At 38.0% G+C, this 22,669-nt stretch carries 7 protein-coding genes; all 7 read right to left on the reverse strand.

The genetic code is table 11. The features are described from left to right. Positions 1-14 precede the first annotated feature (14 nt). The 7 genes from I8748_RS06385 to I8748_RS06415 all read right to left on the reverse strand — a co-directional run bounded on the left by I8748_RS06385 (position 15) and on the right by I8748_RS06415 (position 22,629). Positions 15-3,413 carry a non-ribosomal peptide synthetase gene (locus I8748_RS06385; RefSeq protein ID WP_198123806.1) on the reverse strand — a complete coding sequence of 1,133 codons (3,399 nt, stop codon included), beginning with the start codon at positions 3,411-3,413 and terminating at the stop codon, positions 15-17. Positions 3,414-3,571: 158 nt separating this feature from the next. Further along, positions 3,572-8,182, reverse strand: coding sequence for a type I polyketide synthase (locus I8748_RS06390; RefSeq protein ID WP_198123807.1), 4,611 nt, complete (start codon positions 8,180-8,182; stop codon positions 3,572-3,574). 10 nt (positions 8,183-8,192) lie between these two features. Next, entirely contained in the window at positions 8,193-11,417 is a 3,225-nt protein-coding gene (locus tag I8748_RS06395; protein ID WP_198123808.1) for a non-ribosomal peptide synthetase, read from the reverse strand. Between the two features lie 24 nt (positions 11,418-11,441). Further along, complete coding sequence (locus tag I8748_RS06400) at positions 11,442-12,503, reverse strand: TauD/TfdA family dioxygenase (protein ID WP_198123809.1); 1,062 nt, start codon at positions 12,501-12,503, stop codon at positions 11,442-11,444. A gap of 175 nt (positions 12,504-12,678) precedes the next feature. Next, complete coding sequence (locus I8748_RS06405; protein ID WP_198123810.1) at positions 12,679-20,445, reverse strand: amino acid adenylation domain-containing protein; 7,767 nt, start codon at positions 20,443-20,445, stop codon at positions 12,679-12,681. A 195-nt stretch (positions 20,446-20,640) separates the two neighbouring features. Beyond that, positions 20,641-21,684: a TauD/TfdA family dioxygenase gene (locus I8748_RS06410; RefSeq protein WP_198123811.1), complete on the reverse strand. Its 1,044-nt coding sequence runs from the start codon at positions 21,682-21,684 to the stop codon at positions 20,641-20,643. A 36-nt stretch (positions 21,685-21,720) separates the two neighbouring features. Then, entirely contained in the window at positions 21,721-22,629 is a 909-nt protein-coding gene (locus I8748_RS06415; protein WP_198123812.1) for a class I SAM-dependent methyltransferase, read from the reverse strand. Positions 22,630-22,669 lie beyond the last annotated feature (40 nt).

Raw genomic sequence — 22,669 nt, forward strand, 5'->3', positions numbered from 1 at the left:
TTTTAGATAATTCCTTAAATATTTTTGAGTGATTTCATTTTTTCTAGACGTTTTCTTTGTTTTTCTTTAGCAGTTGTAATTGTTTCTGCCTGATTATCCGTCTTTTTAATGGATGAAGTTTGATTTTTGAATTGACTCAGTAAATCTGCTAAGGAACTGATAGTTGGATATCTAAATAAATCAAGCATTGCTAAATCAGTTTTAAAACTTTCACGCAATTCACTATGAACTTTAATCATTAGCAATGAATGCCCACCGAGTTCAAAAAAGTTATCATGAATACCGATATTTTCAAGATTTAAAGCTTTTTGCCAAATATTAGCAATAGTTTGTTCTATTTCAGTTTGTGGTATTACATAATTAGCTGCTAATTCTGGGCGAAATCTTTCTGGTACAGGTAATGTACGTTGGTCTATTTTGCCGTTGGGAGTGAGAGGTAAATTTTCTAAAATTACAAAGGCAGAAGGTATCATGTATTCTGGCAGTTGTTCCTTCAAAAAGCTTCGCAGTTGAGTAACTGTTAGTTGTGGTTTTGATTGGGAACTGACATATCCTACTAAACGTTTATCACCTTGTTCATCCTCCCAAACTTTTACTACTGCTTTGTTAACTTTGGGATGTTGGTTTAATCTCGCTTCAATTTCGCCTAATTCAATGCGAAAACCTCGGATTTTTACTTGATCATCAACCCGCCCTAAAATATCAATTTCGCCATTAGGTAAATAACGGGCTAAGTCACCTGTTTTATAGAGACGTGTCCCTAGTTCATTACTAAAAGGGTTGGGAATAAATTTTTCTGCTGTTAGTTGAGGTTGGTTGAGATATCCCCTAGCAATACCCATACCACCTATGTATAGTTCCCCAGGTACACTAATAGGATTAGGCTGGAGATGAGAATCTAATATATAAACTTGTACATTATCAATTGCTTTGCCAATTGGCACTTCTGATAATTCAGGATTTTGTATTTGGCAGTTAGATAAATTGCTAATAGTTGCTACAATTGTGGCTTCTGTAGGGCCGTATGAATTGATTAATTGTACTTGTGAATTTACATATTTTCTCCATATTCGCAAATATTTTGATAATCCCTTCTCTCCACCAATAATTACCAACCGTAATTCTTCAGGTAGGTGCAAATTTTCTCTGAAAATTTCCCCAGTCATTTGATGCCAAAAAGCTGTTGGCAGATCCAATACAGTAATTTCCCATTTTTGGCATTGCTGTAAAAAAGCTGGAATTGAACTCAACATAGCATCATTCCGCAGCACTAAAGTAGCCCCTTGTACTAAACAAGGAAATATTTCTTCTGCTGCTGCATCAAAGCAGATAGAGGCAAATTGCAGAACGCGATCGCTTGCCTTCAGTGCATATTTAGCAATTGCCGTTTCTGTATAATTTACTAAAGAATGATGTTGCACCATCACTCCCTTGGGTTTACCTGTGGAACCTGACGTATAAATCACATAAGCCAAGTTTGCAGTTGTCGCTTTTGTCTGCAAATTTTCATGATTTTCTTGAGTGATTAACTGCCAATCTGCATCTAAATAAATAGTTTGATGCTGATTTTGAGGTAGCCATTCTTGCAATCGTTGTTGAGTTAATAATAAAGCTAAATTAGCATCTTCTAACATGAAAGTTAGACGTTCTTGGGGATATGCTGGATCAAGCGGTACATAAGCCCCGCCCGCTTTGAGGATGCCTAAAATTCCCACAATCATTTCCAAAGAACGCTCTACACAAATTCCTACCAACACCTCTGGCCCCACGCCTCGTTTTTGGAGGTAATGTGCTAGTTGGTTAGCTTTTTGATTAAGTTCTTGATAAGTTAAATATTGTTCTTCAAATACTACTGCGATCGCATGGGGTATTTTCTCTGCCTGAACTTCTATGAACTGATGAATACATTGGTCTTGAGGGTAATCATTTTGTGTATTATTCCACTCTTTTAAAAGTTGATTTTCCTCACTTGCTGTTAACAATGGTAAGTCTGACAAACGCTGATCAGGATTAACAACTATACCCTCTAATAATATTTGGAAATGCTTCAACAACCGAATAATAGTTTCTGGATAAAAAATATCGGTGTTGTACTCTAAATTGGCAATCATTCCTGACTCGTTCTCCGCCATCTCCAGAGTCAGATCAAATTTTGCCGTTTCGTTGTCAAACTTTAAAGGCATCAAAGTTAAATCTGGCAATTCTATACTGCTTGTGGGAGTATTTTGCAGTTGAAACATTACCTGAAACAATGGTGTATGACTTAAGTTTCGTTGAGGCTGTAGTTTCTCTACTAGCCGTTCAAAAGGCAAATCTTGATGAGCATAAGCTCCTAAAGCTACATCACGTACTCGACTCAACAACTCTCGAAAACTAGGGTTACCGCTCAAGTTGGTACGCAACACCAAGGTATTAACAAAAAATCCAATTAACCCTTCTAATTCTTCACGGTTGCGGCCAGCAATTGTCGTGCCTACCAAGATGTCCTCTTGCTGGGTGTAGCGGTAGAGCAAAGTCTGAAACGCTGCTAGCAAGGTCATAAATAGGGTTGCTGACTCTTGCTGTGCTAGCTGTTTAAGTTTCTGTGTTAGTTCCTTGGACAAAACAACCGACTTTTCCGCACCGCGATAGCTCATCAGTGCAGGTCGCGGACGGTCAGTTGGTAACTCTAGTAAACTGGGAGCGCCATGAAGTTGCTGTTGCCAGTAAGATATTTGTTTTTCTAAAACCTCTCCTACTAGCCATTGCCTTTGCCATACAGCAAAATCAGCATATTGAATTGGCAGTTGTGGCAGTGGCGAGGGCTGATTTTGGCTGAAGGCTGAATACAACGCCGCTATCTCACGCATCAGTACTGTACTAGACCAGCGATCGCAGATAATGTGATGCATGGTCAACAACAATACGTACTCTTCTGCATCCAATTGCAATAAAGTTACTCGCAACAGCGACCCCGTTTTTAAGTTGAATGGTTGCTGTGCTTCTACTGTCGCTAGCCTTCTTACCTCACTCTCCTGTACTTCCAAAGCTAGCGATTCTAAATTGACTATTGGTAACTCTAAAGTCAATGAGGGAGCAATAATTTGCTGTGCTTGTCCGTCTACCGTAGTAAATGTGGTGCGTAAAATTTCGTGACGCCGCACAATTTCATTAATGCTTTGCACTACTGCATCTACATTCAACTTACCCTGAAGACGGAAAGCCGAAGGCTCGTTATATAAATATTGATTGGGCGTTAACTGTTCAAAAAACCACAGTCGCTCTTGAGCAAAAGACAGAAAAACTGAATCCGATTGTTGACGCCGAGGAATTGTAGTAACTCTCAATTTACCTTGTACCAACTTTTCAAAAAGCGCTCTTTTCGCTGGTGATAAATTCAGTTTTTGTTGTAACAGCGCATCGGATTCAGTCATATTATATCTCTATTAATTTTGCACTTATTATTTTGTTAATAATAATTAACTTTAAATAAACTTCCACTAAATAATTACCTTTTTCTTTGCATTCTTTGGGTACTTTGCAGTTTGCTTCTGAAAAATTAACTACATTTTCACATAGGATTGGTATTACACTAAATCTCTAAAAGCCGTTGTACTTCTTCTTCTGATAATTCTGCTATTTTCCCCATCAACAATTGAGTACTTACTTCAGCTAAATGAGCAATTGTAGGAGATTCAGAAACAAGTTCGCGTAAAGGTAACTCTACTATCAAAGCTTTTCGTATTTGAGAAATCACTTGTGTTGCCAACAAGGAATGACCGCCCAACTCAAAAAAATTGTCATAAACACCAATCTGTTCTATACCTAAAATATTTTGCCATATCTTAGCGATAGTTTTTTCAACATCATTCCTAGGAGCAACATAATCATTTTTTAATTTGGGGCGAGAATGGAGTGACTTCGACAAATTTGCATTTGAAAATTGATTTTGGATTTTTTTGAATTCATGCTCTAAGGAAATTTTAGAATAGCTTTGCTCAATTGCTGTTGGTAGATGATACTTAGATATCACAACTTGAGACAGACTGCTTGCCAAAATCCGATTAAATGCATCAATTCCTTGTTTAGGTTTAATAGCTTGTACGTGCTTTTGACGCCGTTCTTTCAGTTCTTCTAGCACAGCAGTATTAACGAACATTCCTACTTCTTGCCAAGCACACCAGTTAATACAAATAGTATTGTGAGAATTCTTCTGAGCAAATTTATCCAAAAAAGCATTCGCAGCACAATAATCTACTTGACCAAATCCTCCGACAATAGAAGCAAGAGCCGAACAAAGTACTATAAAATCTAATTTTTCACCTTGGAAGATGTGATCTATAACTAATGTTCCTTGCACTTTTGGGGCAAGAACATTTGCTGCTACTTGTGTAGTTTTTATTTGTATCATGCCGCCACCTGCAATACCTGCCGCATGGATGACACCGTGAATGGCACCAAAACGTTCAATTACTTGTGTTTTTAATGCCTGCATCTGTTCTTGATTAGTGACATCAGCACTCTTGACTAAAACTTCTGCACCAAACTTTTCTAATGCCTGAACTTTCTTGATTCTCTGGCTGATAAAGTTTTGCTGATCATGAGTTTCTAGCCATTGTTCCCATTTATCTTTTTCAGGTAAGTTAGAACGTCCTATCAATACAATTTTTGCCTGCACGGTCTGGGCAAGATATTCTGCCAAGGATAAACCGATACCTCCCAAACCACCAGTAATTAAATAAACTCCCCCTTGACGCAATTGTATATTTTGAAAAGTAGGTGCTTCTAGCTTTACTTGTTCAAAATTTTGAACCCAACGATAATGCCCACGGTAAGCAACTATTAAATCTGTTGTTTGTGTTGTAAATTCATCTAAAAGTTGTTCAGTTAGTTTTTGTTGTAAATGTTGTTGCGTTGGCAGAACAATATCAATGCTACGACAGGTAATGTTGAAATATTCTTGTCCAATTACTTGGCAAGGGCCTAAAACAGTTGCCTTTTCTGGACATAGTTGTTCATCACCAATAACGCTATGTAAGTTATTAGTAACAACAAAGATTTCGAGTGCATTTGTAAAACCTTGTTCAGCAAGTGCTTGGGCGAGGAAAAGCAAACTGTTAAAGCCAAAAGCTTGACTTTGTTCCCATGTTATTTGATGATTCTGGGTAACGCCCCAAAAATGGACAATTTTATCTAAAGGATAATTCAATAAGTGTAATTCTTGGAGCAAAGCATCATAATCATTTCTTTGTTGGGGATGAATGCAGTATGTGCGATCGCTAACTTTGCCAAACTGTTGTGCTACTGTGACAATAATTACATCATGCCCTAGTTGTTGTAAACTACTAGCGATCGCACTTCCCAATCCACAATCATCAACAAATAGCAACCAAGACAACTTTTGTTGTGTTAGCTTCTCAATTGCCAAAGGCTTTACTGTTACTGACTGTTTCCAAACTGGGGTATAAAACCACTCAGCAATATTTGATTGTTTTTGACTTTGACTAACACGACTAACAGGTGATTGTGGTTCTATCCAATATCTCTGCCTTTCAAAAGGATATGTCGGCAAAGGCACACGCAAATGTTGCTCACTATAAAAGCCAGACCAATTAATTTCAACTCCCGCTAACCAAAGTTGACCCAAAGTGTTGAGTGAAAAGGTGACATCTGAATGTTGTTCTTGGGGATGGCGTAAGCAATTGAGTATAATTTGTTGTTCATTGAGTTGTGAATATTGTTTGAGTAAAGTACTCAATGTCCGCCCAGGCCCAACCTCGAGGAAAATTTGCCCTGACTGTTGCTGTAGTTGAGCGATACCATCAGCGAAACGTACACAAGAGGTTAGATGTTTCGCCCAATAGTCGGGGTCTGTGGCTTGTTCAGTAGTAATCCAAGTGCCAGTGACATTAGATACAAAAGCAATTGTGGGTGGCTGAAGTTGAATGCGGCGTAACTCTGCTGTGAATGCTGGGATGATGGGGTTCATCATCACAGAATGAAAGGCATGGGAGGTGTGCAGTTGGCGGCAATCTATACCTTGGCTGCTGAGTTTTTGTTGTAAATCTGCAATTGCTGATTCAGTTCCAGAAACCACACAAAGCGAGGGTGCATTGCTAGCTGCAAGGGAAATTTGCTCATTCAACAAAGACTGAAGTTCCGACTCTGATAGTGGTATGGCTAGCATTTTCCCTGAAGGAAGTTGTTGCATTAATTGCCCACGAGTAGCTACTATCCGTAGGGCATCTTCAACAGTAAATACTCCAGCTAAGCAAGCGGCGACATATTCGCCAATACTATGACCAATCATTGCATCAGGTTTTACGCCCCAAGCCATCCATAGTTTTGCTAAGGCGTACTCGATGACAAATAGTGCAGGTTGGGCAATTTTTGTCTCTATTAATTGTTGTTGGTTTTGAATTTTTGTTGTACTGGGATAGAGTATATCGCGTAAATCTATTGCTAAATATTCTTTGAGGATTTCGCAACAATTATCTATTTGTTGACGGAATATTGGTTGTGTTTGGTAGAGTTCCCAACCCATATTAATGTATTGCGAACCCTGGCCAGGAAACATGAAAACTACAGACAAATTTTGTTGTTGTTGGTGATGGGTGAAAATTCTTTGTGGGTCTTGTGTCGTTAAAGCTTGTATTGCATCTTCAATATCAGCAGCAACTACAAATTGCCGATATTCAAATGCACGACGACCTACACTTAATGTATAGGCAACATCTGCAAAGTTCAGTTCTGGATGTTGTTGTAAATAATTAGTTAAATTAGTTGTGGCAGTTTCCAAGGCTGTGCTGGTTTTGGCCGAGAGTACTAATAATTGATGTCCTCTCCCCTGCTCCCCTGCTCCTCTGCACCCCAGCTCAAAAACAGGGGCTTCTTCCAAAATTACATGAGCATTAGTGCCGCCAATACCAAAGGAACTCACCCCAGCACGTCTGGGAGTACCATTTGTTTTCCATTCAGATAATTGGACATTCACATAAAAGGGACTGTTGGCAAAATCAATTTGAGGATTGGGCTTTTCAAAATGTAAGCTGGGGGGTATTTGTTTGTGCTTGAGTGCCAGAACCGTTTTGATAAAACCAGCAATACCAGCTGCTGCATCTAAGTGTCCAATATTTGTTTTCAGTGAACCAATGGCGCAGAAATTCTTTTTCTGAGTTGTAGTACGGAAAGATTTAGTTAATGCTGCAATTTCAATGGGATCACCAAGATTTGTTCCGGTGCCATGAGTTTCTATATAACTGATTGTTTCGGGATGAACTCCAGATATGGAAAGAGCTTCAGCAATGACTTTTGCTTGCCCATCAACACTCGGTGCAGTGTAACCTACTTTGAGAGAACCATCGTTATTAATAGCTGAACTTTTAATGACAGCATGGATATAATCGCCATCTGCGATCGCATTCTTTAATAGCTTTAATACTACAATGCCTACACCATTACCAGTCAGAGTTCCTTGTGTTTTGGCATCAAAAGCGCGGCAATGTCCATCAGGAGATAAAATTCCTCCTTCCTGATAGCGATAACCAGCTTTGTGTGGCAAAGTGATGTTAACCCCACCAGCCAGAGCAATATCGCTTTCGCCGTTGAGTAAGCTTTGGCAGGCAAAATGAACTGCTACTAATGAAGTGGAACAGGCAGTTTGCACATTGACACTTGGCCCCTTTAAATTTAATTTGTAAGAGACAAGTGTCGGTAGAAAGTCTCCTCGATTACCAATTAATGTTCGGAATTTCCCTATTGATTCTTCTATAAGTTCGCGGTTGGGATAAAGGTGAAACAAAAAGTAAGTGTCCATTCCCACACCCGCATAGACTCCAATTTGACCTGTGTAGGTTTTCGAGTCGTAGCCAGCATTTTCTAAAGCAGTCCACGCATGTTCAAGGAAAAGGCGGTGTTGCGGGTCTGTGATTTCTGCTTCTTTTGGGGAAAATTCAAAAAATGCAGCATCAAATAAATCTATATCGTCTAATATCGCTTTGGCTTTGACATAATTAGGCTGATTCAACTCATTTATATTTATTCCTGAAGACACTAATTCTTCTTCAGTAAAAAAAGAAATTGATTCTACACCATCTCGCAAATTTTGCCAAAATTCCTCAATATTCTTAGCTCCAGGAAAACAACCTGACATGCCAATAATAGCTATTTCATCAAGGCAATTAAATGTATTATAGTTATTCATATTCAGCCTACTACTGTAGTATTGCTCGATGTTTTTGTCTGAGTTGCCTTTGTTGCTGATTCGACTCTCTGCGGGCTTGAACTGATTCGGGGTTTGGCTTAAAAGCAGGCTGTTCCTCTTGTTTCTGGCTTAAATGTTTTGCCAACATGCTAATTGTTGGACATTCAAACAATTCAACCATTGATATATCTCTATTTAAAGCTACACGCAGTTTAGTATGAATTTGTACCATCAATAATGAATGACCGCCGAGATCGAAGAAATTATGATGGATACCTACTTTTTCAACTTGCAGCACCTCTTGCCATATATTAGTAATTATTTGCTCAAGTTCAGACTGAGGAGCCACAAAAGTTTCTTCTAGTTGAACTTGCACCTGTTTAGGTAGTGCTTTATAGTCTACTTTGCCATTAGGTAATACAGGCAAAGATTTCAACATCAAAAAGGCGGAAGGCATCATATATTCAGGTAGCTTTTTCATTAAAAAGCTGCGAAATTCACTGCTAGAAGGAGATGGTTGTTGATTAGGAACTATATAGGCGATGTGGCGGGGATTTTCTTCTGTGGCAACAACTACAACTTCCTGTACTGTAGGATGTTGTTTTAAAGCTGCTTCAATTTCTCCTAGTTCAATACGATAGCCGCGAATCTTGACTTGCTGGTCAATTCTTCCGAGAAATTCAATATTTCCATCTACACAGTATTGAGCTAAATCTCCAGTTTTATATAGGCGTGCTGTTGGTTCTTTGCTAAATGGGTTAGTGATAAATTTCTCGGCGGTTAGTTCTGGCTGGTTGAGATAACCTATGGCGATACCGTCACCACCAATATATATCTCGCCAGGAACGCCAATAGGAACAGGATGAAGGTTTGCATCTAAAATATAAATCTGGGTATTGGCAATGGGACGACCGATGGGAACTCGTGTTAATTCTTGAGACTGACAAAGATAAACACTGCTCCATACAGTTGCTTCTGTTGGGCCGTATTCGTTATATAAAGAAGCTTCTGACAGATATTTTTGATGTAGTTTTATTAACTCACTGGGGCATACTTCGCCAGCAACAATAATAGCCTGTAGGTAAGCTAGTTGTTCCTGTATTGCTTGTTGCAAAATTAGAGCATAGAGGGAAGGAAGACTTAAAAGATGGGAAATCTGATTTTCACAAATTAACTTAACTAGCTTTGGTATTTCTAGCTGTAAACCTTCTTGGGGTAAGACTAAAGTTCCTCCACAGCAAAGTGCCCAAAAGATACCTGCGACTGAACTATCAAAGGCAAAGGATGAAAGTAATAAAAAGCGGCTGACAGGTTTTTGATAATAATTAATCCGAGCGGTTGTCGAATGAACGAGGTTTTGATGGGTAATTTGCACTCCTTTTGGTTTGCCTGTAGAGCCAGAAGTGTAAATAATATAAGCTAAGTTATTAGGTGTAAGTTGCAGAGTTAGATTTTCTTGGTTTTGGCGTGCAATGATTTCCCAATCAGTATCTAAACAAATAACTTGCGCTTGATGTGTTGGTAATTTTTCTAGTAATGGTTGCTGAGTTAATAAAACGGATGTTTGGGAATTTTCTAAAATCCAAGTTAATCTTTCTTGAGGATAAGTTGGATCTAAAGGTACATAAGCACCACCAGCTTTGAGTATACCAAGAATCCCAACAATCATATTAAGGCTGCGCTCAACACATATCCCTACTAAAGTTCCTGGTGTAACACCATTTTGTTGTAGGTAATATGCTAGTTGATTAGCACGGCTATTGAGTTGTCCATAGGTTAATTTTTGATTCTCAAACTCCACAGCAATATTATTTGGTTGCTGCTGTGCTTGGTATTCAATTAACTGGTGAATACATTTATTTTTGGGGTAATCAGCTTGGGTTTGGTTAAATTCTACTATTAGTTGGTGTTTGGCACGATCGCTTAAAATTTCCAACTCACTGATTACGGCTTCAGGATTCTTTACTACGCTTTCTAATAAAGTGTGAAATTGTTCTGACAAGCGCTGTATATCTTGTGCATCAAAACGTTGAGAATCATAATGAAATTCTGTAAATAGAGCATCATGATTATGCACACAAGAAAGTTTTATTTTAAATCTCTCAATACAAGCATAATGGTTTTGAATTGCAAAAGATATATTACTATCGGTATATTTTACATAATTTTCTTCAAAATCGAAGCATATAGGGTAATAAGATAAATCTGAAATATTTGCATCTTGGTTTTTAATTAACTCCCAAGAAAAACATTCCTGCCATTTGTAAAGTTCATGTTCAGTTTTGCTGATTTGTTGTAATACCTCTGAAAATGTTGATTTTTCTTGCAAATGACAGGGAAGTGGTAAGGATTTGGCAAATAAACCCATCGCCTCTTGTAGTTCTGGAAATTTTCTGCCATCAAAAACTTTACCAATAAGTAGGTTTTGTTGTTGAGTCAAACGCCAAAGTAAAACTGACCAACAAGCTAGCAAAAATATAGAAGGAGAAGTATTATATTTTTGAGCGATCGCTGCAATATTATCTTTAAAATTAGGATTAATTTTCAAACTCAAAAACTCTGGTTCAAATTCTGTTTCTTCAGTAATATGCTTTTCAAAAGGCAACTGTAAATGAAGAATATCTGATAAATCTTGTTTACGCCAATATTCTCTGCCAATTTCAGCCGCCTCTGACTCTATCAATTCATTCTGCCATTGGGAGAAATCGGCATATTGTAGTGGTTCTGCCAATAGTTGCTGACTATTAGCATATGAACGACTAAGTTCACAAACTAAATTTCTGAGAGTCTTTGTATCTGCATAAAGAGCAGGTAAACCAATAAATAATACATGCTTTAATGGCGATAAACTAGCTAACAAAACATGCAAAGGTGAGTCTGTTTCAGAGTCGAAGTTTTGCTGCTTAAATTTCTGAAAAATTGCTGCGATTTTCGCTGATTGTTCCTGATAAGTATAACCATCTAGATTATAGTGGTTATTGAATCTGACGTTGCCATTAGTAATAACTTGAACTGGAATCATCATTCCAGGTACAAATTTAAATGTAGTGCGGAGAATTTCATGACGATTCACAACATCTTGTAAAGCTGCAACTAATTTAGTTGTCTCGATATTTCCCTCTATGAGAACAGCACACTTAACAAAATAAGCCGAACTTGGAGTTACTTGCTGTAATAACCATAAATGCTCTTGTTGAGGTGAAAGTTCAAAACCCTCAATTATTTCTGTAGCCATATTCCGAAAATCCAATTGTAAAATTTAAAGTTCTTTGATATTTAGCGGTTCTGCCATCCCGACTAAAACTTGGCGTGGCCCTACAAATGGGCGGCGTCCATGCACTGCTAACATATTGTCCAACATTAAGATGTCCCCTTTTTGCCAGGGGAAAGTAACCATTGCTTGCTGATAAACTTCGCGTAGAGACTCTAAAACTGAAGGTTCGATTGGAGAACCATCACCGTAATATGTATTAGTTGGTAAATCTTCTTCCTTGAAACCTGCTAATAGTGCCTCGCGGGTATTTTTTTCTAAGGTAGAAACGTGAAAAAAAGTTGCATGATTGAACCAGACAAGTTCACCTGTTCGAGGATGTTTAACAACAGCCGGGCCAACTTGACGTGTTCTTAAGCGTTCGCCATCTTTCCATTCAACTTTTATATCATGAATACGGCAATATTCTTCTACTTTTGCTTTTTCATTTGTCTGAAATACAGTTTGCCAAGGTAAGCCAAAACCATCACCAAAATTCCGCATGTACATGACTTTTTTTTCCATGAAACGTTCTCGAATTTTGGGATCTATCCGCTCAAAAATCTCCCGACAACTGCCAATCGGTGTTTCTCCTCCCTGCTGTGCTGGTGTCAGACAAAAGAAGAATATTTTCAAAGGGAAGGTAGGAGAATAAGCATGTTCATTATGAGGAAAGATACTTTGATCAGCAGGATAATCAGTTGACGTATAAATTCTGTCACTCACTTGAGTACGTGGTGAAGCTCGATAACGATATTCCAAAGCTTCAAAGCAAATCGCTTTAATTACCTGCTCAAATCCTGCAACAGTCTCCACATTGAAACCCCGGAAAAGGATAGCTCCATGTTTCAACAACTGCGTGTCTATAAAATCCCTATTACTAGATGCCCAAACTGCTAAATCTACCTTTCTTACAGAAGATTTTATCACCAAAGGAAAGTTTTTTCCTGGTTCTAAATATTCTGTATCAATTAAATCTTGTGAAGATATTTTGAGCGATTTACGCTTAAATACTTGACTTTTTATAGGTACTTGATTATCTGGTATTGGGGTATTTTGTAACTCTTCCATTTGCAAAAATCTCAATTGATAACTCTTTCTTTGCGCCTCTGCGCGACGCCAGTTGCTTCAAGTCGGCAGAGCCGACGACACTTGCTTCAACGCTCTTAACCCGCGCAACGCAGTGTCTCCTCTGCGTGATCTAAAACATTATTTACACAATAATTCTCTTCAAGCCTTTTTACTTTTACTTAGACCTGCGCTTAATGTTCATTACATTTCGTTGAATAGTCTTCTGATACTCTTGCTCTTGAAAAAGACGCTGTTGCTTGTCCGCTTCCGCAAGCATTGCTGTTAGCTCATGCAGTTTAACATCAGGTTGTGACACAATGTGGCTGAGAATTATTTCCAGATTTGTCAACATTTGAGATACAGTAGCAGTCTTAAACAAATCTGTGCTGTATTTCAAATCTGCTATTATTCCTTGTTCTGTATCTGTCAGTACTAAGAGTAAGTCAAACTCTGCAACTTTTTTATCAATATCTAACAGGCTGAGTGTTAAACCCGGCAATTCTAGCGGTGGCATTGGCGCATTTTGGAGAATACATTTCACCTGAAATAAAGGCGAACGACTGAAATCACGTTCAGGATTTAGTACTTCTACTAATTTGTCGAAAGGTAAATCTTGGTATGTGTAGGCTGATAAAGTGCGATCGCGTACCCTCTCCAACAATTCGTCAAAACTGGGATTTCCTGCCAAATCGGTACGCAACACCAATTGATTGACAAAAAATCCAATTAATGGTTCTGTTTCTGCATAATTGCGGTTGGCGACATCGGTACCCACCACAATATCGTTTTGGTTTGTGTAGTAATGCAGTAGCGTCTGAAACCCAGCTAACAAAGTCATAAACAACGTTACTCCGGCATTGGTACTCAATTGTTTCAGACCTTGAGATAAACTCTTGGGTAATATCAGAGTTTGTTTTGCGCCTCTGAAGGTACGCTGTGCTGGGCGGGGAAAGTCTGTAGGCAATTGTAAAACAGGTAAATTCTGCAATTGCTGCTGCCAGTAGTCAAGTTGGGTTTGTAAGACATCACCCTGCAACCATTGACGTTGCCAAACAGCAAAATCTGCATACTGGATGGGTAGTTCTGGAAGTGGGGATATTTCCCCTGCACAAAAGGCTGCATAGAGGGTTGTTAACTCTTGAATTAACACACCCATTGACCAACCATCAGAGACAATATGGTGAATTGTCAACAATGCAATATGTTCGTTCTCGTCCAGATGCAGGAGAGTACATCGCAGCAAGGGCGCTTGAGATAAGTCAAAGGTGCGTTGTGATTCTTCAATAGCCAGTCTTTGCACTTCGCTAGAACGTTCTGCTTCTGGTAAATGACATAAGTCTATGATTGGCAAATTTACATTTAAAGTGGGAGCGATCGTCAAAGACGTTGCCATAGGCATCGCTTGCAATGCGTGCCCATTTACTAAAGTAAAATAACTACGCAATACTTCATGACGACGCACGATTTCATTTAAGCTTTGCTCTAATGCAGCTATATTAAGGAATCCTGTCAGGCGGACGCCTGCTGATATGTTATATGTAAAACTGCCCGGATAAAGTTGTTCTTGTAACCATAATCTTGCTTGAGCAAACGACAGTGGTAAATCGGTATTTCGGGACACCGATTGGATAGAAGGAAGATTTAATCCGAGTTTGGCTTTGATTGTCTGTTGGATAGTTTTGGCTAGTTCAGCTATTGTCGGGGATGCAAATAAAGAACGTAGCGATAAATCTATTTCAAAAGTTTTTCGCAAGCGAGATATTACTTGAGTGGCTAATAGTGAATGCCCACCTAACTCAAAGAAATTGTCATTGATACCTACTTGTTCAAGACCAATAACTTGCTTCCAAATTTCTGCAATCACTTCCTCAATCGAATTGCGTGGTGCAACAACAATTTCTTCTATATTAGTTCTGTTTGTATCAGGTGCAGGTAACGCTCGACGGTCTATTTTACCATTAGGTGTTAGGGGCAAATTCTCCAGCATAACAAAAGTTGAAGGAACCATGTAATTAGGTAATTTCTCAGCTAACAAGCGGCGTAAATCAGCAATTGCCAATGTTTGTTCTGGTTTAATCACTACATAGGCAATCAATTGTTGATCACCTGGTTCATCTTCTCGAACTACAACCGCACTGGCTTGCACAAATTGGTGTTGATTGATTGTCGCCTCTATTTCTCCTAATTCTATTCGGAAGCCTCGCAGTTTAAATTGATTGTCGATTCTTCCCAAAAATTCAATTGTGCCGTCTGGATGATAACGCACCAAATCCCCAGTTTTATACAACCGAGAAGTGGCATCTGAATTAAAAGGATTAGCTATAAACTTTTGTGCTGTCAGTTCTGGTCGATTTAAATAACCACGCGCTAAACCAGCGCCACCGATATGTAATTCACCAGCTACACCTATAGGCAATAATTGATGATATGAATCAAGGATATAAAATTCTGTGTTAGCGATAGGATGACCCACAAAAACGTTATTTTCTATCTGATGTATTGCTGACCAAATAGTAGTTTCTGTAGGGCCATACATGTTCCATAATTCTTTACACCGTTGCAGTAATTGTTGGGCTAAGGTGTAATCAAGTGCTTCACCACCACACAGAATTTTTAATTGTTGATTACCACTCCAACCAGCAGACAGCAACATTCGCCAAGTTGCTGGGGTAGCTTGCATGACTGTAGCACCACAGGAATTTAAGCGTTTTACCAATTGTATGCCATCAGAGGATTCTTGACGGCTAGCGATAACTACTTGAGCGCCTACAATTAAAGGCAGATATATTTCTAAAGCTGCAATATCAAAAGATAATGTAGTGACAGACAGTAATATATCTTCTTCAGTTAAGCCAGGAGTTTGGCGCATTGCCATTAGGAAATTGACAACAGCACCATGAGAAATTTGCACACCTTTGGGTTTTCCAGTGGAACCAGAAGTGTAAATTATATAGGCTAAGTTTTCGGGAGTTACTGTGTTGAATTGGTAGCGATCGCACTGTTGTGAAATTCTCTCCCACTCAATATCTAAAGAAACTACTTGAGCATTATGAAGTGGTAAATTTTCTAGTAACGGTTTTTGAGTAAGTAAAACTGATATTTCAGCATCTGACAACATCCCCATTAATCGTTCTTGAGGATAGGCTGAGTCTAAAGGTACATAAGCACCGCCTGCTTTGAGAATACCTAACAGCCCTACAACCATTTCTAAAGAACGTTCTACACAAATCCCCACCAATACTTCTGGCCCTACTCCTAAATTTTGCAAGTAATGAGCGAGTTGATTGGCTTTGGTATTCAGTTCTCTATAAGTAAGTTGTTCATTTTCAAACACCACTGCGACAGTGTTGGGTGTTCGTTCGACTTGCGCCTCAAATAGCTGATGAATACAAACACAAGGATACTCGATTTTTGTTTTATTCCAGTCAGTAAACAGTTGTTGTTCTAAAACAGTTAATATAGGCAAGTCTGATAGTTGCTGGTTAGGATGAGCTACAATTCCCTCTAGTAAAGTTTGAAAATGCCCTTGCATTCTGCTGATGGTTTCAGCATCAAACAAATCGCTGTTATATTCAAACACTCCCATCAAGCCTTGATTGCTTTCTGTTAAGAACAAAGTTAAATCAAAGGCAGATTTTTCAGTATTTACTTCCTCTAAATTAATACTTAAACCTGGAAGTTTCAGTTCTTCAAGAGGAGCATTTTGCAATGCAAACATCACCTGAAATAGTGGTGTATAGCTCAAATTGCGCTCTGGTTGTAACTCTTCTACCAACTGTTCAAAGGGCAAATCTTGGTGAGTATAAGCGCCAAGTGTGACTTCCCGTACTCGTTTGAGTAATTCTTGAAAACTGGGATTGCCAGATAAGTCAGTTCGCAGTACTAAAGTATTGACAAAAAAGCCAATCAGTCCTTCAATTTCCACCCGATTACGGTTAGCAATCGGTGAACCTACTAAAATATCTTCTTGCTGAGTGTAGCGATAGAGTAAAGTTTGAAATGCTGCTAATAGAGTCATAAACAGCGTTACACCTTCTTTTCGACTCAAAGTTTTGAGTGCTGCGGTGAGACTTGAAGAAATTTGAAACGACTGTTTTCCACCAACAAAAGTTTGAATAGCTGGTCTTGGTCGGTCGGTGGGAAGTTCTAATACTGGTAAACTACCACTCAACTGTTGCTTCCAGTAGTTTATTTGAGATGATAACACCTCTTTTTGCAACCATTCTCTTTGCCAAACGGCAAAGTCTGCATACTGGATGGGTAGTTCTTTTAATGATGAGGGTTTGTTAGTACAAAAAGATTCATACAGTGCTGTTAATTCCTGCACAATTATGCCTGTTGACCAACCATCGGCAATGATGTGATGTATGGTAAATACTAACACATATTCTTGCTCGGATATTTGTAAGATTATGGCATTGAATAGTGGGGCACTAGTTAAATTAAAAGATTGCTGTGCCTGTTGTTTAACTAGTTTTTTAATTTCTATTTCTTGTGCTGATTTTGATAATTTACTTAAATCTAAAATTGGCAAATTAATACTCAGTATCGAAGCAATAATCTGAACTGGCTGCCCATTTACTGCTGTAAAAGTAGTTCGTAAAACTTCATGACGGCGAACAATTTCGTTGAGACTATGTTCTAATGCTGCTATGTTTAGCACACCTTGGAGTCGCACACATAGAGATAGGTTATAAGTACTGTTATCTGGTTCTAACTGGTCGAGAAACCAGAGTCGCTGCTGGGCAAAAGAAAGTGGTAATTTGCCATTTCGTACCACTGGTTTTATGGGCGATACTTGCTGTTTTTCTCCCATATTCAGCGCTAATTCTACACGTTCCGCAAGTGCAGCGACAGTTGGCGATTCAAATAAACTCCGCAGAGGTAAATCTATATGTAATATTTCTCTAATTTGAGAAACAACTTGCGTTGCTAATAGCGAGTGTCCACCTAATTCAAAAAAGTTATCATCAATTCCTACCAAATCAAGATGCAGAATTTGTGCCCAAATTCCTGCTATTACCTCTTCTACTAAAGTATGGGGCGTTTTTTGTGAAAGTTGTACTTGTTCTGGTGCAGGTAATGCTTGACGGTTGAGTTTCCCATTAGGTGTTAAAGGTAATGCTTCCAACATTACAAAGTTAGAAGGCATCATATAATCAGGCAATCTTTCTTTTAAAAAGCTGCGGTAGTTACTGAAGTTGGAATTTTGAACGCTCTGATCATTAGATACTATATAAGCAACTAATCGCTTTTCTTGTGAGTCTTCCCTCGCCACAACCACAGCTTCCCGCACAGATGGATGTTGACAAAGTACTGCTTCAATTTCTGCTAATTCAATGCGAAAACCGCGAATTTTAACTTGGTGGTCGCTGCGTCCGATAAACTCAACTGTACCATCTGGTAAATAACGTCCTAAGTCCCCAGTTTTGTATAGCCGTGTTCCTGGTTCTGTACTCAAGAAGTTGGGTATAAATCTTTCGGCTGTCAAGTCTGGACGATGCAAATAGCCTTGACCAATACCCAAGCCACCAATATATAATTCACCAGCAACTCCTATGGGTACAGGTTGCAGATGTTTATCTAAGATATAGATTTGGGTGTTGGGAATGGGACGACCAAGAGGAATGATTTGTACTCTTTCGTGTTGTGCGATCGCAATAGGATAAACTGCAACTATGCCACATGTCTCTGTCTGACCAAACATATTGATGAGACTGGCGTTGTGTTGCAAGCCAAACCGCCATTGAGTGCAAATATCTGATAATAAAGGTTCACTAGCAGAGACAATTAAGCGTAATTTGTTATCTAAAAGAGTAGTTCTTAACTCTGGTTTTAAGTTACTCAGTAAATGATTACAGTTCCGCCAGTAAGAGGGAACGATATCAATAACTGTCACCTGCTGTTGCTTAATTTCTGCAAACAGTGTCAACGGATCTTTTCGCTGTTCGGAAGTTGCAATGACCACCGTTGCACCTTTAGTTAAAGGCACCATCAACTGTCTAACAGAAGATGAAAAAGCAATTGATGCAGTGTGTAAATATTTATCTGATTCTACAATATCCAGCGCTGTTTGCATTGCTTGGACGTAATGACATAAATTAGCATGGGTAACTCTGACTCCCTTTGGCGTTCCTGTTGAACCAGAGGTGTAAATTATATAAGCTAAATTACTACAAATAGCTGTTTGTTTTAAATTTTCTCTTGACTGCTGAACAATTAAATCCCAGTCTTTATCTAAGCAAACTAATTGGGCTGAATGTTCTGGTAATTCTTCGATTAAAAACTCCTTAGTCAACAATACTTTTGCCTGGGAGTTTTGCAACATATACGCCAAGCGTTCCTTGGGGTATGTAGGATCTAAAGGTACATAAGCACCACCAGCTTTCAGAATGCCAAGGATACCAAGGACAATATCTAAAGAACGTTCAACACATAGCCCTACTAATATTTCTCCTCCTACACCTAATTGTTGTAAATAGGCTGCAATTTGGTTAGCACGATGATTTAGTTCTGTATAGGTCAATTTTTGGTCAGCAAAGACTATAGCGACTTTATCCGGTGTTTTAGCTACTTGTTCTTCAAATAAATGATGGATGCATTTATTGATTGAGTAATCAAGTTTAGTATTGTTCAGTAAAGAAAGTAGTTGAGTTTCGCTGTTGCTGAGTATTTGTAATTGGCTGATGATAGCTTCAGGCTGAGAAATTGCACTCTCGATTAATTTTTGGAATTGTGCTGCTAAACGTTGAATATCTCTTGCTGAAAAATAATTAATATTGTATGTAATTTCTATATCAAATGAATCATTTTGACGTATACAAGCAAGTTTGATTTTGTAGCTATCGATGCAAGCTTTTAGCTGGTCAATTGTAAAAGATATATCATCAAAATTATAATTTAATCTAATCTCATCATATTCAAAACAAAAGTTATTGCCCGACAAATCTGCTAGCTTATCCCAACTAAAATATTCTTGATAGTTATAATTTTTAGCAACAGCTTGCTGAAGCTCATTGAAAAATTGAGATAAAGTTATATCTTCTTTAACTTGGTATTTTAAAGGCACATACTTAGATAAAAGTCCTAATGCTGATTCTAATTCTTGATATTTACGTCCATTGGTAGCAACACTAATAGCTAAGTTTTCTTGTCCTGTGAGACGCCATAACAAAATATTCCAACAAGCTAAAAAGAAATTAGCTACCGAAGATTGATACTGTGTTGTTATTTGTTCTACAAGATGTGCATTCAAACTAAAAGTATAAGTTCCTGGCTGAAATGCGAATTCAGCAACATTCTCTTTTTCTAGAGGTAGATGCAATGCTTGCAAAGCCGAAAAATCTTGCTTCAGCCAGTATTCTCTACCTGCTTCTGTATCTGCTGCTGACAAGAGTTCATTTTGCCAGGTCGCCAAGTCAGCATACTGCATGACTTCTTCAAGACTATTATATTTATTAGCGTAAGTATAGCTAATTTCTTTGATGAAATTCTTCAGTGTGTCTCTATCGGCAGATAATGCAGGTAAACTGATGAATAATTTATATTTATTAGCAGATAAAGTGATTAATGATAAATGTAAAAGTGTTCCAGTCTCTAAGTTAAATGCCTGTTGACTAAATTCCTCAAACAATAAGGACAGTTTTTGTTTTTGTTCTTCAGCTGTATAATTTGTTAAATCATAGTTTTGCTTCCAATTAATCCCAGATTCAGTGATGACTTGTACAGGAATTGTCATCCCTGGAAGTACTTTATAACATGTACGAAGAATTTCATGACGATTTACAACCTGTTCTATGGCATTTTTGAGTAATTCAATATTGAGATTTCCGGTAATGGAAACAACACTTTTAACCTGATATATTTGGCTAGCAGGTTGTTGTATTTGCCATAAATATTTTTGTTGGGATGAAAGTTGATATCCCTGAATTTCTGGAAACATTGTTAATCTGGTTAAATAATTTGGAAGAAATTCTTGATTATTATTTCTCTTGCATGAATAGTTGAAAATATTTTTTTCACGCAGAGACACAGAGGCGCAGAGAGAGGAAAGAAAGAGAAATTTATATGTTGTATAGCAGTCGAAGCATAGTTTAAGATAGTGCTGATTGCTAAAAGCCTTGAAATAACTTGCTTTCTACTCAGCACTTAGCACTTTGCTGTATGCCTCTGCCATACCTACAACTACTTTTCTATCACCTATAAATGGTTGTCTACCGTGGGCAGTTAGCATGTTATCTAACATCAATATATCACCACTCAGCCAAGGAAAAATTACTGTCTCTTGTTGGTAAACTGCACGGATTTCATCTAATACTTCTGGTTCAATGGGTGAACCATCTCCATAATAAGTATTGTGTGGTAAGTCAGCTTCGCTAAATTCTGCTAATAATTCTTCACGAATTGATATTTCTAAACTAGAAATATGGAAGAATACAGCATGATTGAACCACACTGTTTCACCTGTAATTGGGTGTTTGGCAATGGCTGGACGCTGGGCGTAAGTTCTTAATTTATTTTCTGCTTTCCACTCAAATTCTATACTATTCTGGTGACAAAATTCTTCTACATCTTCTCGGTTAGTTGTTTGAAAAACGGTTTGCCAAGGTAAACCAAAACCATCGCCAAAGTTGCGGACGTACATCACTTGTTTTTCAGCAAACTTTTCCCGAATTTGAGGAGAAATTCTTTGATAAATTTTACGCGTGTCAGCGATGGGTGTCTCTCCTCCTTGCTGTGCTGGTTTTACACAATAAAAGAAGATTTTTAAAGGCCAATTAGCAGCGTAGGAGTTTTCGCTGTGAAGTAGGATTTGTTGGTTAGCTGGATGGTCTGTAGATGTGTAGATTTTACCTTGAATTGCACTGCGAGGAGAAGAGCGATCGCGGTATTCTAATAACTCTCCAGCAACCTCTTGGATAAACTGTTCAAATTCCGCTATATCTTTAACTTGGAAGTTGCGAAACAGAATACCCCCATGCTTGATTAAATGTTTTTTAATCAATTTTTGATTGTTCGCTACCCAAGCAACTAAATTGACTCCTTCTACAGTTGCTTGTATCAGTAATGGTAAAGAATTATCAGCTATCAGGGGGGTTATCTGAACCAAGTCTTTGACAGCTTGACGCTTAGGAATACCCAAACTTTTAAGACTAGGTTGTGAGGAATGGGAAATGTTCATAATTTTTTAGCAGAAGTAATACTTCAGCTTGTATGCTTAATTATCAGTACGCACATATTGGTCGGCAACACTATCAAAATCTAGACCCAATTCACATAATGAATTGATACCCAATGCTTCTAATATATATGGTTGCAGCGTATTGTTTTCTAAAATGTTGCTGCCTTCAATATTATTACCCTTATAAAGAATAACTAAATTGTGGTAAAAGTGCATAGCAACTATATGTTTATCAAAATAAGAAGGAACATAACCCGGAAATAAAAACTCTTCATAATTTAATCCATCAATTAATCTTTTGAAGAAATTCATACTTGTTTGTGGGTGATTTAAATCCAGGCTACCGCCTACTTTTGCCAAACTTTCTAAATATACGTTTCCCTTACCAAAGTTTGACCACCCTTCACCTACTAGACTAGGCCAATAGGAAGTATGGGTATCTTCCACAATATATATACCACCGTCCTTCAAAGCAGGAAAAAGCGTTTTGAAGGATTTGATTACATGTTGGTTAATATGACTACCATCATCAATAATAATATCTAGTTTGCCAGTTTCATCTATAACTTCTTTTAAAAAATCTTCATCATCTTGGCTACCCTGAAATATTTTAATCCGGTCTTCTGCAAACGCTGTTTTATCTACAATATCAATTCCATAAATCATACTATTGGGAAAGTAAGTTTTCCATAATTTTAATGAACTACCACCATCTGCTGGATTGTCATAACCTCCAATCCCAATTTCTAAAATTTTTAATTCCTGTTTACGAATAGGCGCAAAATGCTTTTCATAATGCTGGGCATACATATGATCGCCACTTTCATTCCCCCATTTTGTACCATAAAATAATGATAATTTCTTTAAATCATCGCTATAAACTAAGGGCAAGAATTGCTGTTGGAGTTTTTGGTAGATATTTTGCCAATACTGTACAAAGTTCATTGTAATTACTCCTATAAATATTAAATATCATCAATTGTTT

The sequence above is a fragment of the Amazonocrinis nigriterrae CENA67 genome, assembly GCF_016056305.1.
Lineage (GTDB): Bacteria > Cyanobacteriota > Cyanobacteriia > Cyanobacteriales > Nostocaceae > Amazonocrinis > Amazonocrinis nigriterrae.